Genomic DNA, 14,066 nt, shown 5'->3' with positions numbered 1-14,066 from the left:
TTGACGGCAATGCGGCGGCTTCCGTTTCGCCGCAACGATCACCGCAACGCCCGCCCGATGAACGGGCACCCGACATCTCTTTCCAAGGAGTCGACCATGTCAGCAGAATCCACCCCGGTTGCGGCCCACGGGCACGCGGCCAAGCTCACGCAGGGCCTCATCCTGCTGTTCGCGTTCAGTTGCGGCGCGATCGTCGCCAACCTGTACTACGCGCAACCGATCACCGAACTCATCGCGCCCAGCCTGCACATGTCCGGCGAAACCGCGAGCCTCATCGTGTCGCTGACGCAGATCGGCTACGCGCTCGGCCTGTTCTTCATCGTCCCGCTCGGCGACCTGCTCGAGAACCGCAAGCTGATGATCGTCACGGCCGTCGTGTCGATCGCGAGCCTCGCGGCGGCCGCGGTCGTCCAGACGCCCGGGCTGTTCCTCGCGATCTCGCTGCTGGTCGGCTTCAGCTCGGTCGCCGTGCAGATCCTGGTGCCGCTCGCCGCGCACCTCGCGCCGGATCATTCGCGCGGCCGGGTGGTCGGCACGATCATGAGCGGGCTGCTGCTCGGCATCCTGCTCGCGCGCCCGCTGTCGAGCGTGGTGGCCGACGCGTTCGGCTGGCGCTTCGTGTTCGCGGCCGCCGCCGTGCTGATGACGCTCGTGACGGCCGTGCTCGCGCTGACGATCCCGTCGCGCCAGCCCGATCATCGCGCGACCTACTTCGAACTGATCGGCTCGCTGCTGCATCTGGTCCGCACGATGCCGGTGCTGCGCCATCGCGCGTTCTACCAGGGCCTGATGTTCGCGTCGTTCAGCCTGTTCTGGACCGCCGTGCCGGTCGAGCTGACGCGTCACTACGGCCTGTCGCAATCGGCCATCGGCCTGTTCGCGCTCGTCGGCGCGATCGGCGCAACGTCGGCACCGGTCGCGGGCCGCCTCGCGGATGCCGGACATACCGTGCGGGCGACGCTGATCGCGCTGGTCGCCGGCACCCTGTCGTATGCGGTCGCGCTGATCCACGGCGCCGGCCTGTACGGCCTCGTCGTCACGGGCATCGTGCTCGATTTCGCGGTGCAGATGAACATGGTGCTCGGCCAGCGCGAGATCTACGCGCTGCATGCGGCGAGCCGCAACCGCCTGAACGCGCTGTACATGACGAGCATCTTCGTCGGCGGCGCCGTCGGCTCTGCGCTCGCCAGCCCGCTGTACGAGCATGGCGGCTGGCCGCTCGTCGCCGCGGTCGCCGGCGCGTTCCCGATCGTTGCACTCGCACACTACCTCGTGATCGGGCGTCCGCACGCCGAACGCCACGCACGGGCCTGAACCGGCGCCGGCACCGGTTCACGCGCGAATCCCGCCCGGGCCGTTCGCGCGCCGGAACGCCGCCGGCACGTCACCCACGTCATCCCCGAATTTTCCGCAGGGCTCGCCGGACGATACGCGGCGCCGCCCTGCTCCACGCCAAAGGAATCCATCATGTCTTCCCTGCTCAGCCACTACGATCTGCGCGGCCTGCCGCTTCCCAACCGTGTCGTGATGGGGCCGATGACGCGTTCGCGCGCGCCGTCGCGCGGCCAGCCGACCGAACTCATGGCCGAGTACTACGCGCAGCGCGCGTCCGCCGGCCTGATCGTGACCGAAGCGACCAACGTCAGCCCGGCCTCCGCGTCATTCGAGCTGACGCCGGGGCTCGTCACCGACCGGCAGGCGGCCGGCTGGAAGCAGATCACGGACGCGGTCCATGCGAACGGCGGCCGCATCTTCGCGCAGTTGTGGCACGGCGGCCGGGTGAGCTCGCTGACGCTGCTCGGCGGCGACGCGCCGCTGTCGCCGTCCGGCGTCAACGACGATCTCGAGCAGTTGCAGGTGTGGGCACAGTTGCAGAACGGCTATTACACGAAGATTCACGCGACGCCGTCGCGTGCGATGACGACGGACGAAGTCGCCGGCACGGTCGACGAATTCCGCCAGGCGGCCATCCGCGCGATGGCGGCCGGCTTCGACGGCGTCGAGATCCATGCGGCCAACGGCTACCTGCCGCACCAGTTCCTGTCGTCGACGCTGAACCGCCGCGACGACCTTTACGGCGGCTCGGTCGCGAACCGCGCGCGCTTCCTCGAGGAAATCGTCGACGCGGTCGGCGGCGTGATGCCGCTCGCCCGCGTGGGCGTGCGCATCTCGCCGTACGCGAAGTACAACAACGTGCGCGACGCGAATCCGGATGCGACGTACGCGTATGTCGGCCGCATGCTCGACGAAGCCGGCGTCGCCTATCTGCACGCGGCGGACACCAACGGCTGGAGCGGCGAGCCCGACCTGCCGCGCATCGTCGAGAACACGCGCAAGACGTTCGGCGGCACGCTGATCGTCAACGGCGGCATTGCGCCGGATGCCGCGAATGCGCTGATCGATGCGGGCGACGCCGATCTCGTCGCGTTCGCGCGCGCGTATATCGCCAACCCCGATCTCGTCGAACGCCTCGCGGCGAACGCGCCGCTTGCCGCGCCGAAGACGGTCGGCTGGTATGGCGGCGACCGCGCGGGATACGTCGACTATGCGCGTCACGACGCGGCGGGCCGGAACGCCTGAACGCAGCACCGGCGGCAGCCCGACGGGACAACCGGCGGGCTGCCCCGACTGCCGCCGAAGCCGGCGGGTTCTTCCGGACGGACGCCGTCAGGCGTCCTTCCAGCGCGCGCCCAGCACGCGTCCGCAGAAATTGGGCCGGTGAAAATCCGGATCGGCGCGCTCGAGCACGTCGGCGCTCCACGTGCCGAACGTCGACGCCGGCCGGTGCGCGACCCCGCGCGCGATCGCATCGAGGAACGCGTCGCTGAACCCGTCGCCGCGCGGGTACGCGGCGAGCAGCGCCCGCCGCTCGTCGGCCGAATACGCGTCGAAATCGGTTGCCATCAGGTCGGTCGATACGGCGGACGCCAACGCACGCGCGAGCGGCGACACGCGCGCGGCCACGCCGGGCGTCGTATGCAGCGCGATCGCGCGCCACACGTCGTCGCGCATGGGCTGCGACGTCTGATGGCGCAGCAGGAACGCCTGCGCGGCATCGGCGCTGTCGAGCTCGTAGCGCTCGGTCGAGCGGCCGTACGCGGTACTCAATCCCATGTTCGCGTACATCGCGGCCACGTACAGCGCATCGGCATCGCAGGTCTCGCCTGCACGGCGCGCGGCTAGCGACGCGAGGACGAACACGCGGCATGCGTGGTCGGTGATCACCCGCGGCAGCGACGCGCATGCCGCGTCGGCGGCTTCGATCGCCATCGGCGTCCGGGGAATGCGGACGCCGGCGACTTCGTCATCGGCCGGTGCGCAGGTGTGCGCAGAACTCATCTCGTCTCCTTCTGCCCCATGCCGGGGGCGGAAAATTGTCCATGCTTCGCGCCGCGCGGCACGACGCGTGCCGACATGCCCGCTGAAACAGCTTCGACCTAACAGGCGAAACCGGGGTAACCCGATGCTTCGCACTGCTCGACGGCCTCTGTCGCGGCCGCATGAAGGCGCTGCGCGAAACGACGGCCGCGACCGCGCGCGGAACCGGCATCCGGGCCAGCGTCGGCCGCCGCGCGCGGCTGCGTCGACGCGGCCGGACGACGCTGGCCGACGCCGCCGAATTCAGCCACCGGCGACCACGCGGGGCTGACCGCCAGCGGCGGCGGCGCGAACGGCGCGAACTCGTCGTCCGCATGCACGATCTTGCCGTCGACGATCGTCAGCACCGACGACAGCGACTTGATCCGCGCTTCGTCGATCGTGAAGTAATCGTCCGTCAACACCGCAAAATCCGCGTACTGGCCGGGCACCAGCGCGCCCTTGCGGTCGTCCTCGTTCGAGAACCAGGCGCTGCCGACCGTGTAGCGGCGCAGCGCTTCCATCCGGCTGAGCCGGTTGCGTTCGGGATAGAGCGCCGTGCCGCCGACCGTGCGCCCGGACACCATCCAGTACAGCGACACGAACGGGTTGTAGCTCGCGATGCGCGTCGCATCGGTGCCCGCGCCGACCGGCAGCCCGGCCGCCAGCATCGCGCGGATCGGCGGCGTGCGCGTGGCCGCTTCCGCGCCGTAGCGCGCAATGAAGTACTCGCCCTGGTACGCCATCCGGTGCTGGACCGTCACGCCGCCGCCGAGCGCGGCGATGCGCGCGATGTTCGCATCCGAAATCGTCTCGCAGTGGTCGAAGAACCAGCGCAGCCCGTCGAACGGCATGTCGCGGTTCACGGCTTCGAGCGCGTTCAGGAAGCGGCCGATCGATTCGTCGTAAGTGGCATGCAGCCGGAACGGCCAGCGGTGCCGCACCAGCAGCCGCACCACCGCGGCCAGTTCGGCCTCGAGCGCTGCGGGCAGATCGGGGCGCGGTTCGAGAAAATTCCCGAAATCGGCTGCCGAATACACCAGCAGTTCGCCGGCGCCGTTCATCCGCAGGAACGCGTCGCCGTCGCCGGGCTTCGCCAGCGTCACCCAGCGCGCGTAGTCGTCGAGTTCCCGTCCGGCATGCTGCACGAACAGGCTGTATGCGATGCGCACCGTCATCTCGCCGCGCTGCGCGAGCGCCAGGACCGCGCCATAGTCGTCCGGATAGGCCTGGAAATCGCCGCCTGCGTCGATCGCGCTCGTCACGCCGAGGCGGTTCAGTTCGCGCATGAAGTGCCGCATCGAATTCATCTGGTCGTCGTGGCCGAGCTTTGGAGCCTTTTCGAGCGCCGCATGCAGGATGGACATGTCCGGACGCGCGATCAGCATGCCGGTCGGCCTGCCGAGGCGATCGCGCTGGATCTCGCCGCCGGGCGGATCGGACGTGTCGCGACCATAGCCGATCGCGCGCAGCGCGGCCGCGTTCAGGAGCGCGCTATCGCCCAGGTGCATGATGAAGACCGGCGTGTCGGGCGCGATCGCGTTGAGTTCGGCCACCGTCGGCCCGCGCTTTTCCGCGAACTGGAATTCGGTCCAGCCGCCGACGACGCGCACCCACTGCTGCGCAGGCGTGCGCAGCACCTGGCGACGCAGCATGCCGAGCGCATCGGCCAGCGTCGGCACACCGTCCCAGCGTAGTTCCAGGTTGAAATTCAGGCCGCCGCGGATCATGTGCAGGTGCGAGTCGTTCAGCCCCGGGATCGCGGTGCGGCCGTTCAGGTCGATGCGCGGCGTGTCGGCGCGCGCATGGCGCATCACCTCGTGCCCGCTGCCGGCCGCGAGGATCCGGCCGTCCTTTACCGCGAGCGCGGTCACGAACGACTGCCGGTCGTCCTGCGTCGCGATCTTGCCGTTGCATACGATGAGGTCCGCCGCCTCGGCGGATTCCGTCGCCTTAAGCACCGTCATGCCTCCCGCTCGCGCCGCAAGCCGGCATGCGGCCGCACGCCGCCTGCCTCCGGTTTGACGATACACGGACCATCCACTCCCCCTTGAACGTTGAACGATCGGGCCGACGCGCGATGGCGCGGCGGCGTCCTGCGCGGGCCGGGCGCGCCGCTACGCCACCGGCTGCATCGCATCCGCCGCCTCGTGCCGCATGCGCGTACGGCCCGTCGACGGTGTCGTCTCCGGGCGCACGAAGTTCTGCACGCGCGCCAGCCGGCGAACATCGAACGCACGCGAATGCAGATCGAAATGTCCCGACAGGTTGGCCACCAGCGACGAAGCCTGCCCGGTCCGCCCGCGCTCGATCAGGTGATCGGCGAGATCGAGCGTGCCGCGCAGCGCCCACATCGCGGCCCCTTGCCCGTTCGCGGTATGGATTCCCATCAGCAGATGACGGTGCCCGTCGGCTTCGCACGCGATCGCGAGGTCCGCGTCGGCGGTGCGGGCCTGTTCGAGCATCGCCAGCCCCCTGGCGCGCAGCAGTTCAGGCACGAACAGATGCTCGCCGTGCGCGCGGCAGCGCGCGAGCGTCGCGTCGAGCTTCGTGCAGGCCTCGGCCGCGCGGCCCGTGCGCGTCAGCCCTTCCGCGTACGCGACGGTCAGCGGCGCGAGCACGCGCCGGAATTCGCTCGTTTCGATGCGCCGCAGCGCGGGCTCGAGCCGCGCGAGACCGGCACCGGGGTGCCCGGTCTGCATGTCGAACTGCCCGGCCAGACATTCCGCGTGACTGAGCCAGATGTCGAACCCGTTCGCCTCGGCGGTCGATCGCAGCGTGCCGAGATAATCGGAAATCACGTCGTGATCGCCATAGCGCAATGCAATCGGTACGGCCGCGGCGCCGAGCACGACGCACAACGCCAGCCCCGACCCGGCGCGGCGCGCGCATTCGACCGCCTGCGCCGCCAGTCGCATCGCATATTCCGGATCGCCCTGCATCCACACGAGCCGCGTCAGCATCGTCCGGCCGAGCGTCGCGACGTCGATCCCCAGCGCCGCCTCCGCGCACGACGGTTCGCCGGCCTCGGCCAGCTCGGCCGTCGCCGCCTCCAGCCGCTCGCGCGCCTGCGCGTGCTCGCCGAAGTAATGCAGCGAGGTCGCGACCATCGCGTTCCCCAGCAGTCGCTGCGACCGGTCGCCACGCCGCTCGGCGGCGCGCTCGAAGCGCGTCGCGTAGCGCAACGATTCGTGGATGTCGGAGCGCGTCAGCATCGTGTTCCACAGCCCGACCAGCGCACACGCGTCGAACGCCTCGTCGCCGATCCGGCCCGCGAGCGCGAGCGTCCGGTCCCACATCGCGGCGGCCGTGTGCGTATCGCCATCGGTATGCAGCAGCGCCGACGCATAGGCCGCGCGCAAGCGCATCTCGCGCGCCGCGTCGACGACCGCGGCCCCCCCGGCCTCCATGGCGTCGAGCGCTCGCTTCGCCGGTATCGAACAGTCACGCATCCGCGCCGGCTCCCGCAACGCGAGTGCCAGCGCGTCCGCTTCCAGCGCCTGCGGCTCGGCCGCCGCGGGCTCGCGCGGCGCCGGCGCGCCCGCGGCGAGACGCAGGCCCGCCAGGTCCGCGGCTTGTGCCTGCGTCTGCATCCGCGCTTCCCCCTGCTCGCGTTCGTAGCGCGCATGACGCTCGGCGATGGCGTCGAATTCGCCCTCGTTGTGCAGCTTCTCGAGCGCGTACGCGCGCGTCGATTCCGTCAACCGGTAGCGCGCCAGCGCGCCGTCGAACTCGACGGTCACCAGCGACTTCGCGACCAGTTCGCCGAGCACCGCGATCATCTCGGCGGCCGACATGCCGGGATCCATCGCCACTTCGCGGGCGGCATCGAACGTGAACGGGCCGATGAAGCACGCCATCCGACGAAACAACGACCGCGCGGCGGCATCCAGCAGCACGTAGCTCCAGTCGAACGTCGCGCGCAACGTCTGGTGGCGCGGCAGTGCCGAGCGAAGCCCGCCCGTCAGCAGGTTCAGCCGGTCGTCGAGACGCGCCGCGACGACCTCGAGCCCGAGCGTCGCGACGCGCGCGGCCGCCAGTTCGATGGCAAGCGGGAGCCCGTCGAGACGCCGGCAGATATCGCCGATCAGCCTGATGCCGGCCGTATCGACCGCGCAGTCGGGCGTGGCGGCGCGGATCCGCGCCAGAAACAGCTCGACGGCCGAATGGCGCACGATCTCGTCGACGGATGCGCTGCCGTCCGGCACCGCCAGCGGACTCACGCGAAACACGGCTTCGACCGAGATATGCAGCGGCTCGCGACTCGTCACGAGCACGCGCAACGACGCGGCGCGCGACGTCAGCGTATCGACGAGGTCGGCCACCAGATCGACGACGTGCTCCGCGTTGTCGAGCACGATCAGGCCCGGTGACGCGGCGAACGCATCGGCGATCCGGTCGACGCTCGGCAAGCCGTCCGTCTCGAGCCCGAGTTCCGCGGCAATCGCGAGCAGCACGTCGTCGCGCGTCGCGGCACTCGCCAGCGCCACGAACAGCACGCGCTCGCCGGACCGGCTGCGCAGCTCGTGCGCGACCCGGTCGGCCAGGCTCGTCTTGCCGATGCCGCCCGCCCCGACGAGCGTGACGACCGGCGCGCGTTCGATCATGTCGACGATCTGCTCGATTTCGGCCTGACGTCCGACCAGCGAAACCGGACGGGCCGCCGCGACGGCGCCGGGCGGCAACGCGCTCGCGCGCGACGCCACCGCGTGCGCGCCGGCAGGATTCGCGATCAGCACGTAGCCGCGGCCCGGCACCGTCTTGATCAGGTCGCGGTTCGCGCCCAGCGCCTTGCGCAACGTCGCCACGTGGACCTGCAGCCGGTTCTCCTCGACGATCAGGCCCGGCCAGACCGCATCCATGATGTCGTCCTTCGACACGACGGACCCGTTGGCGCGATGCAGTACTTCAAGGATGTCGAGCGCGCGTGCGCCGATACGCAGCGACGCGCCGTGATGGCGAATGTCGCGCTGCTCGAAATCCACCGACAAATTCCCGATCTGGATCATGGCCGCCTCCAGGTTCCCCACGATGACCGCCATGTGAACGTACGGTTCACCGGGGCGGGAGTCCGCATCCGGCCAGCCCTGCAGGCCGGGCGCAAAGTCTCAAAAAGTGGCCCGAGTGTAAACGCCGCAAATTCAAAAATCTTGAAGGAAAATGCGCTGACACCCGGCGCTTAGGTGCGCGACGGAAGCCTGGCGGTGCGAATACAAGCGGGGCAAGATCGATCGGAATGCGGCGTTCGTGCGCCGGTCGGGCCTGGCGCGGCGCGGATCGTCCCGCACGATGCATTTCGTCAGCCAGCGAACATTTATTCAAGTTATCTTGGGCCTGTCGGGCGCGCCGTATACACTGCACGCAACCAGGATGCTCGCGCGCCGTACCCTATCGAAGGATTGTTCCACCATGCCAGCCCCCCTCGTCGCGCCACCGGCGGCGCCGAAAGACACGCTCGGATGCATCTCGAGCCTGCTATCCAAGGATATTGAAAGGTCGGTCGGTGGCCTGACGCTCCACCGCAAATGCATGCGCGACGAGCAATTCGAGCGCATCGAGATGGCGGCCAGCGATCGCGGATTCCTGATCGGCGTGTCGCTGAATGGCGGGCACCGGCGCACGATCTACGGCGGGGCCGGCAAATCCGAGCGGCGGTTTCAGCACAACTCGATCTACATTCGCGACTTTTCCCGGAATTTCCGCGCCGACCTGTACGGCAAATTCGACTTCCTGCTCGTCGAGCTGTCGCGCAGCTACCTCGACCGCCTCGGCCGCGAGCACGGCGGAACGGAAATCGGCGGCCTGACCTGCGCGCCCGACGTGCAGGACGCGGTGCTGGGCCATCTCGCGCACGCCGTCGCCAACAGCCTCGACGCGCCGGGCGCGCTGAACACGCTGTTCGTCGAGCAGATGGGGCTCGCGATCGGCACGCATCTCGCATGCCGCTACGGCAATGCGCACGCGCGCGACCTGCAGCGCAAGGGCCTGCTGTCGCCGGCCAAGGCGGCGCTCGCCAAGGAACTTCTGATGGAAAAGGCGAACCTCGGCGTGTCGATCGAGGAAGTGGCCAACGAATGCGATCTGTCGCGCGGCTATTTCATCCGCGCGTTCTCGCGAACGACGGGACGCACGCCGCATCAATGGCTGCTCGAACAGCGCGTGATCCGCGCCCGGCAACTGATCGAGACGACCGACATGACGCTCGCGGAAATCGCGGCCGTCTGCGGCTTCGCGGACCAGAGCCACCTGAACCGCGTGTTCGCCCGCATCGTCGGCCATCCGCCCGGCGCATGGCGGCGCGAACTGTCGCGCTGACGCCGCCCGCCGCGCGCAGCCGTTACGCGCATGGCACGCGCGTCATTGAGGCGGCGCCGCGCGCGTGCGCGAGTTCAGGTTCTTCATGTCCGTTCCCCGGGTTGCGTATCGACGTCGCGCGGCGACTTGCCGGTCCGGCCGGCAAGGTGCGCGCGACACCCAGCTTACCGGCCGGATTCGCGATAATCCTGAGCGGGACATGCATCGTTCCGAAGGCCGGGCCTTAGCGGCGCCGGCCCGGATTCAGGCCGCCCGGTCAGGCGCACGCTGCGCGGCAATCAACGCATCGCGAAAGACGGCAGCCGGCTGCGCGCCGCTGACGACCGACAGCCCGATGCGCGTCGACGGCACCGAAGCGACGCCTTCGCGCACCGCATCCGCTTCGAGCACGACCACCGCGTCGAGCCCTTCGCCGGACGCCAGGAATGCACGCACCGCGTCGCCCGGCAAACCGGTGCCGGCCGCAATCTCGACCAGCACGTCCGCATCGCCGATATCGCGGCCGTCGCGGAAATACGCGGCAAACAGCGCATCGACGAGCGCGACCGCGCTGCCGCGTTGCTGCGCGAACCAGACGAGCCGGTGTGCAAGGCGCGTGTTCGGCGTGCGCGCGATCCGCGCATGATCGAATACGAGGCCCGCCGACCGTCCGGCTTCGGCCACATGCGCGTCGAGTGCCTGCGAGCGCGCCCAACTGCCGAACTTCGCGCTCCGGTACGCCTTGCGGTCGATGCCGCCGGCCGGCATCGTCGGGTTCAGTTCGAACGGCACGAACCGGACGCTCACGTTGCCGGCCAGGCCGGCTTCGTCGATCGCCTCCGCGAGCCGGTGCTCCGCAATCCAACACCACGGGCAGATGAGATCGTAGGTCACCGTCACTTCGAGGGGTTTCATCGCAAGCTCCTTCCTGTACATTGCCAGTCCAGAAGATAGCGCTTGCGGGCCGGCGATAGAATGCGAACGGCACGCAACGCATCATTGCGACACGCACAAAGGCAGGAAGTCACACAGGCGACGACATGGACAAATTCTCCGCGCTGCGCGCGTTCGTGGAAGTAGCGGAAGCCGGCGGCTTCTCGAGCGCGGGGCGGCGTCTCGAACTCGCGGCGTCGTCGGTGGTGCGCGCGGTGGATGCACTCGAGGCGTCGCTGGGCACCGTGCTGCTGAACCGCACGACGCGACAGGTCACGCTGTCCGATGCGGGCGCCGTGTACTACGCACGCGCGAAGCAGCTGCTCGAGGAACTCGCGGAAGCCGACGCGCTGGTCTCCGATCGCGGCGACGAGCCGTCCGGGCCGCTGCGCGTGTCGGTGCCGGTCGCGTACGGCGTGCGCCGCATCGCGCCGCACGTCGCGGCCTTCCTCGCGCGTTATCCGAAGCTCGACCTCGACCTGCAGCTCACCGACGAACGCGTCGATCTCGTCACCGGCCGGATCGATGTCGCGATCCGGCTCGGCGAAGCGGCGCCGTCCGCGGAAGTCGTCGCGCGGCAGCTCGGCACGTTCCATCGTTATGTCGTCGCGAGCCACGACTACCTCGATACGCACGGCACGCCGTCCGCGCCGGGCGAGCTGGTCGAGCACGGGTGCCTGCGCTTTCACTTCGGCGGCGACCAGCAGGCCTGGGCGTTTGCCGATGCGCACGGCACGACGAAAGTGCTCGTCGCCGGGCGCCTGAAATCGAACCACAGCGAAGTGTTGCGCGATGCCGTACTCGACGGCGCCGGCATCGCGCTGCTGCCCGACTGGCTGGTCGATGCCGATGTCCAGTCGGGCCGCCTGCGCCGGCTCTTCGAGCAGTACGACGTCACGCCCGACGCGGCCCGCTCGGTCGTCACCGCACTCTACCTGCCGAATCAGCGCGGCTCGAAACGCGTCACGGCGTTCATCGATTTCGTCGAGTCGCTGGCACGCGCGCAGCACTGAGCCGCGCGGCGCGGCGCATTACCAGCCGAACTTCGCTTCCACGCCGACATAGTCGGCATTGCGCGCACCGAGCGCGCGAATCGAGTCGGCGACCTGGAAGTGCACGGCCTCGACGGCCAGCGCCACGTTCGCATTGACGAGCCAGTCCACCCGGGCCTGCGCATACATGCCCGTCCACGAACCGCCCTTGCCGGCCGTGCCAGGCACCGCCTGCATCCCTTGCCCGTAGATCGCGTCGGCCGTCGTCTCGCGCCACTGGAAACCGACCGCGGTCAGCACCGTCACGTTGCCGGCGGGCTTGAACGTCAGCGACGGCTTCACGTGAATCAGGTTGCTGTAGCCGGTGTAGCCGGCGAGCGTGAAGTAATAGCCGTTCGGGAACAGCGGGTTGAAGGTGCCCATGCGCCCGTCGCCGGGGTGCCTGTCGCCCGACGCGCCGTCGACCTGGATGCCGATGCGCGGCGTGCCCGGCGTCTTCGTGAATGTGTAGCCGCCCAGCGCGCCGAACGCCCACGCACCGATCGTGTCCTGCCCGATGTGCCCCGTCTGCAGCATCGCCTCGACGTCCCAGTCGAGCCGGCCGGATTTGCCCGCGTAGCGCATGTCGAATACGTCGCGCCGCTCGTTCCCGGCCCCGGCCAGATAGCGCGCGTTGTCGCGCGTATAGCGCGACCAGTAGCCCGACAGGTCGCCGGGGCCCGTGCCGTTGCGCTCGATACGCACGCCGTCGAATCGCAGGTGCCGGTTCGACACGTCGTCGAACACCGCGTCGTTGCGGTACTGCACCGGGCGCGTCACATAGCCGATCAGCCGCCATTTGCCGATTTCGTAATCCGCCCACAGCGCGTCGAACGCCTGACGCACGTTCGGCCCGTCCCGCACCGACACGAACCGCTGCAAGTCGAAGGCCATCTCCTGCCGGCCGATACGGGTCTTGAACGTGCCGCCGCCCACCTGGTCGACATACGCGACGAATGCCTGCTCGATATCGAGCTGATCCTTGTCGACGGACCCGACCGTATCCTTGCCGAACGGCCGCGCATCGACGAACTGGACGAACGCCTGAAAATGCCCGGCATAACGCAGATCCGCATGCACCGTCGCGCGCTGGATCACGTAATTGTCGTCATGCGCGGCGCCGAGCCCGAACAGCGGCGCGTTGTTCAGCTCGAAGCGCTCGCGCAGGTTCGCGCCGAGCGACAGGTAGGTCGACGGGTCGCCGCCCAGCGGGATGTACTTCAGCGAATCGAGCGGCTGGCGCGGCACGCACGGATTCGCAAGCACCGACCAGTCTTCCTGCCAGCGGTTGAACAACACGGTCGGCCGCTTGGCCGTGCACGACGTGCCGGCGGTCGTGGTCGAAGCCGGTGCCGCGGCTTCCTCGGCACCGGCCGCCGTCCCGGCGTACGTCGCGACGCCGCCCGCCAGCACGGCGGCCGGCAGCACGCGCCGCCATGCCCGCCCCATCGACCGGCGAGCCATTATTTCGACCGCGCGTGGATCTCGGCGACGTAGCCGCCCGGGAACTGCACGAGCGCGGCATCGCGCCCGTCCGACGTGAACGCCGGCACCAGCACGGTCACGCCCGCGGCCTGCGCCTGCTTCAGCGTCGCGGCCAGGTCCGGCACTTCGTAGCCCGTCATCTCGCGGCCGAACGGATAAGGAAGATGGCCGTCCGTCGCCAGCACGGTCATCTTGCCGAAACCCGACTCGATGCGGATGCGGCGATACGTATCGTTCGGCCGGCCGATCTCGATGCCCGGCGCCTTGCGCACGTCGGACACGACCTTGCCGCGCGAGAACGCGACGAAGTCGTGCACCAGCTTGCTCGCGCTTTCCGGCGACACGTACACGCGGTTTTCCGGCACCGTCTGCAGCGGGTCGTAGTGCGGCGCCTGGGTGTGCCAGTAAAGCTGCATGTTCACGCCGCCCGGCCAGCGGATGATCGCGTCGCGGCCGATCGGGTCGGGGAACGTGTCGACGATCACGTCCGCGCCGTGCGCGCGCGCCGACTTCATCGCGACGTCCATGTCGGTGACGAGATAGCCGGTGCGCTCCGCGCAGAACGGATACGGGATCGGCGTCTTGAAGCCGAACACCGAGATCGTGCCGGACGGCGTGAACACGAGCTGCGACATCGTCTGGCTCGGCGTCGGCGTGACCTGGAACACGCCCTGCTGCGACTTCTTGCCGCCGAACGTCGCGACGAAGCTGTCGGTGAAGCGGTCGAAATCTTCCGGCGCGACGCACACGTGCGTCGTGTCGTATTGCGGGCCGACCGCGACGGCCGGCACACGCGCGGACGAGGACTGGAGCAGGCGCGTCTCGTCGGCATGGGCCGGCGCGGTCGCCAGCAAAACACCGAGCACGGCCGTCGACGCGGCCGTCATCCGCAATACCTGTCGCAACTTCAGTGCAATCATCGAGTTCTCCTTGAAAATGGCAAGCGCAGCCGCACGCTGCGCGCGC

General features: G+C 69.3%; 10 protein-coding genes. 4 read left to right on the top strand and 6 right to left on the bottom strand.

Annotated features, from left to right (window positions below; translation table 11 throughout):
* Nucleotides 1–96 precede the first annotated feature (96 nt).
* Both JYG32_RS35020 and JYG32_RS35015 read left to right on the top strand, forming a co-directional pair.
* Entirely contained in the window at nt 97–1,314 is a 1,218-nt protein-coding gene (locus JYG32_RS35020) for an MFS transporter (RefSeq protein ID WP_174379199.1), read from the top strand.
* 153 nt (nt 1,315–1,467) lie between these two features.
* Entirely contained in the window at nt 1,468–2,580 is a 1,113-nt protein-coding gene (locus JYG32_RS35015) for an alkene reductase (protein ID WP_213268165.1), read from the top strand.
* A gap of 87 nt (nt 2,581–2,667) precedes the next feature.
* Here the strand turns inward: JYG32_RS35015 and JYG32_RS35010 are convergent, their stop codons facing one another.
* The 3 genes from JYG32_RS35010 to JYG32_RS35000 all read right to left on the bottom strand — a co-directional run bounded on the left by JYG32_RS35010 (nt 2,668) and on the right by JYG32_RS35000 (nt 8,366).
* Nucleotides 2,668–3,339, bottom strand: a complete 672-nt coding sequence (locus JYG32_RS35010; protein ID WP_213268164.1) for a phosphohydrolase — start codon at nt 3,337–3,339, stop codon at nt 2,668–2,670.
* 98 nt (nt 3,340–3,437) lie between these two features.
* Nucleotides 3,438–5,324, bottom strand: coding sequence for an amidohydrolase (locus tag JYG32_RS35005; RefSeq protein WP_213268163.1), 1,887 nt, complete (start codon nt 5,322–5,324; stop codon nt 3,438–3,440).
* Nucleotides 5,325–5,474: 150 nt separating this feature from the next.
* A complete protein-coding gene (locus tag JYG32_RS35000; protein ID WP_213268162.1) occupies nt 5,475–8,366 on the bottom strand; it encodes an ATP-binding protein in 2,892 nt (963 codons plus the stop codon).
* 400 nt (nt 8,367–8,766) lie between these two features.
* Here JYG32_RS35000 and JYG32_RS34995 point away from each other — a divergent pair, with 400 nt between their 5' ends.
* Nucleotides 8,767–9,672, top strand: a complete 906-nt coding sequence (locus JYG32_RS34995) for a helix-turn-helix domain-containing protein (protein ID WP_174379204.1) — start codon at nt 8,767–8,769, stop codon at nt 9,670–9,672.
* 243 nt (nt 9,673–9,915) lie between these two features.
* Here JYG32_RS34995 and JYG32_RS34990 read toward each other — a convergent pair whose 3' ends face one another.
* Nucleotides 9,916–10,566 (bottom strand): DsbA family oxidoreductase, encoded by a 651-nt coding sequence (locus JYG32_RS34990; protein WP_213268161.1) that lies wholly within the window; start codon nt 10,564–10,566, stop codon nt 9,916–9,918.
* A gap of 125 nt (nt 10,567–10,691) precedes the next feature.
* Here JYG32_RS34990 and JYG32_RS34985 point away from each other — a divergent pair, with 125 nt between their 5' ends.
* Nucleotides 10,692–11,597 carry a LysR family transcriptional regulator gene (locus tag JYG32_RS34985; protein WP_213268160.1) on the top strand — a complete coding sequence of 302 codons (906 nt, stop codon included), beginning with the start codon at nt 10,692–10,694 and terminating at the stop codon, nt 11,595–11,597.
* 18 nt (nt 11,598–11,615) lie between these two features.
* Here the strand turns inward: JYG32_RS34985 and JYG32_RS34980 are convergent, their stop codons facing one another.
* Nucleotides 11,616–13,079, bottom strand: a complete 1,464-nt coding sequence (locus JYG32_RS34980) for an alginate export family protein (protein WP_213268159.1) — start codon at nt 13,077–13,079, stop codon at nt 11,616–11,618.
* Nucleotides 13,079–14,020, bottom strand: a complete 942-nt coding sequence (locus JYG32_RS34975) for a glyoxalase (protein WP_213268158.1) — start codon at nt 14,018–14,020, stop codon at nt 13,079–13,081. Before JYG32_RS34975 ends, JYG32_RS34980 begins: the two co-directional genes overlap by 1 nt.
* Between the last annotated feature and the right edge of the window lie 46 nt (nt 14,021–14,066).

Source organism: Burkholderia pyrrocinia (assembly GCF_018417535.1).
Classification (GTDB): Bacteria; Pseudomonadota; Gammaproteobacteria; order Burkholderiales; family Burkholderiaceae; genus Burkholderia; species Burkholderia pyrrocinia_E.
This window is presented reverse-complemented; position numbering and strand designations above follow the sequence as displayed.

Coding starts and splice junctions, on each gene's coding strand:
- JYG32_RS35020 (WP_174379199.1), top strand. CDS start 97: ATGTCAGCAGAATCCACCCCGGTTGCGGCCCACGGGCACGCGGCCAAG.
- JYG32_RS35015 (WP_213268165.1), top strand. CDS start 1,468: ATGTCTTCCCTGCTCAGCCACTACGATCTGCGCGGCCTGCCGCTTCCC.
- JYG32_RS35010 (WP_213268164.1), bottom strand. CDS start 3,339: ATGAGTTCTGCGCACACCTGCGCACCGGCCGATGACGAAGTCGCCGGC.
- JYG32_RS35005 (WP_213268163.1), bottom strand. CDS start 5,324: ATGACGGTGCTTAAGGCGACGGAATCCGCCGAGGCGGCGGACCTCATC.
- JYG32_RS35000 (WP_213268162.1), bottom strand. CDS start 8,366: ATGATCCAGATCGGGAATTTGTCGGTGGATTTCGAGCAGCGCGACATT.
- JYG32_RS34995 (WP_174379204.1), top strand. CDS start 8,767: ATGCCAGCCCCCCTCGTCGCGCCACCGGCGGCGCCGAAAGACACGCTC.
- JYG32_RS34990 (WP_213268161.1), bottom strand. CDS start 10,566: ATGAAACCCCTCGAAGTGACGGTGACCTACGATCTCATCTGCCCGTGG.
- JYG32_RS34985 (WP_213268160.1), top strand. CDS start 10,692: ATGGACAAATTCTCCGCGCTGCGCGCGTTCGTGGAAGTAGCGGAAGCC.
- JYG32_RS34980 (WP_213268159.1), bottom strand. CDS start 13,079: ATGGCTCGCCGGTCGATGGGGCGGGCATGGCGGCGCGTGCTGCCGGCC.
- JYG32_RS34975 (WP_213268158.1), bottom strand. CDS start 14,020: ATGATTGCACTGAAGTTGCGACAGGTATTGCGGATGACGGCCGCGTCG.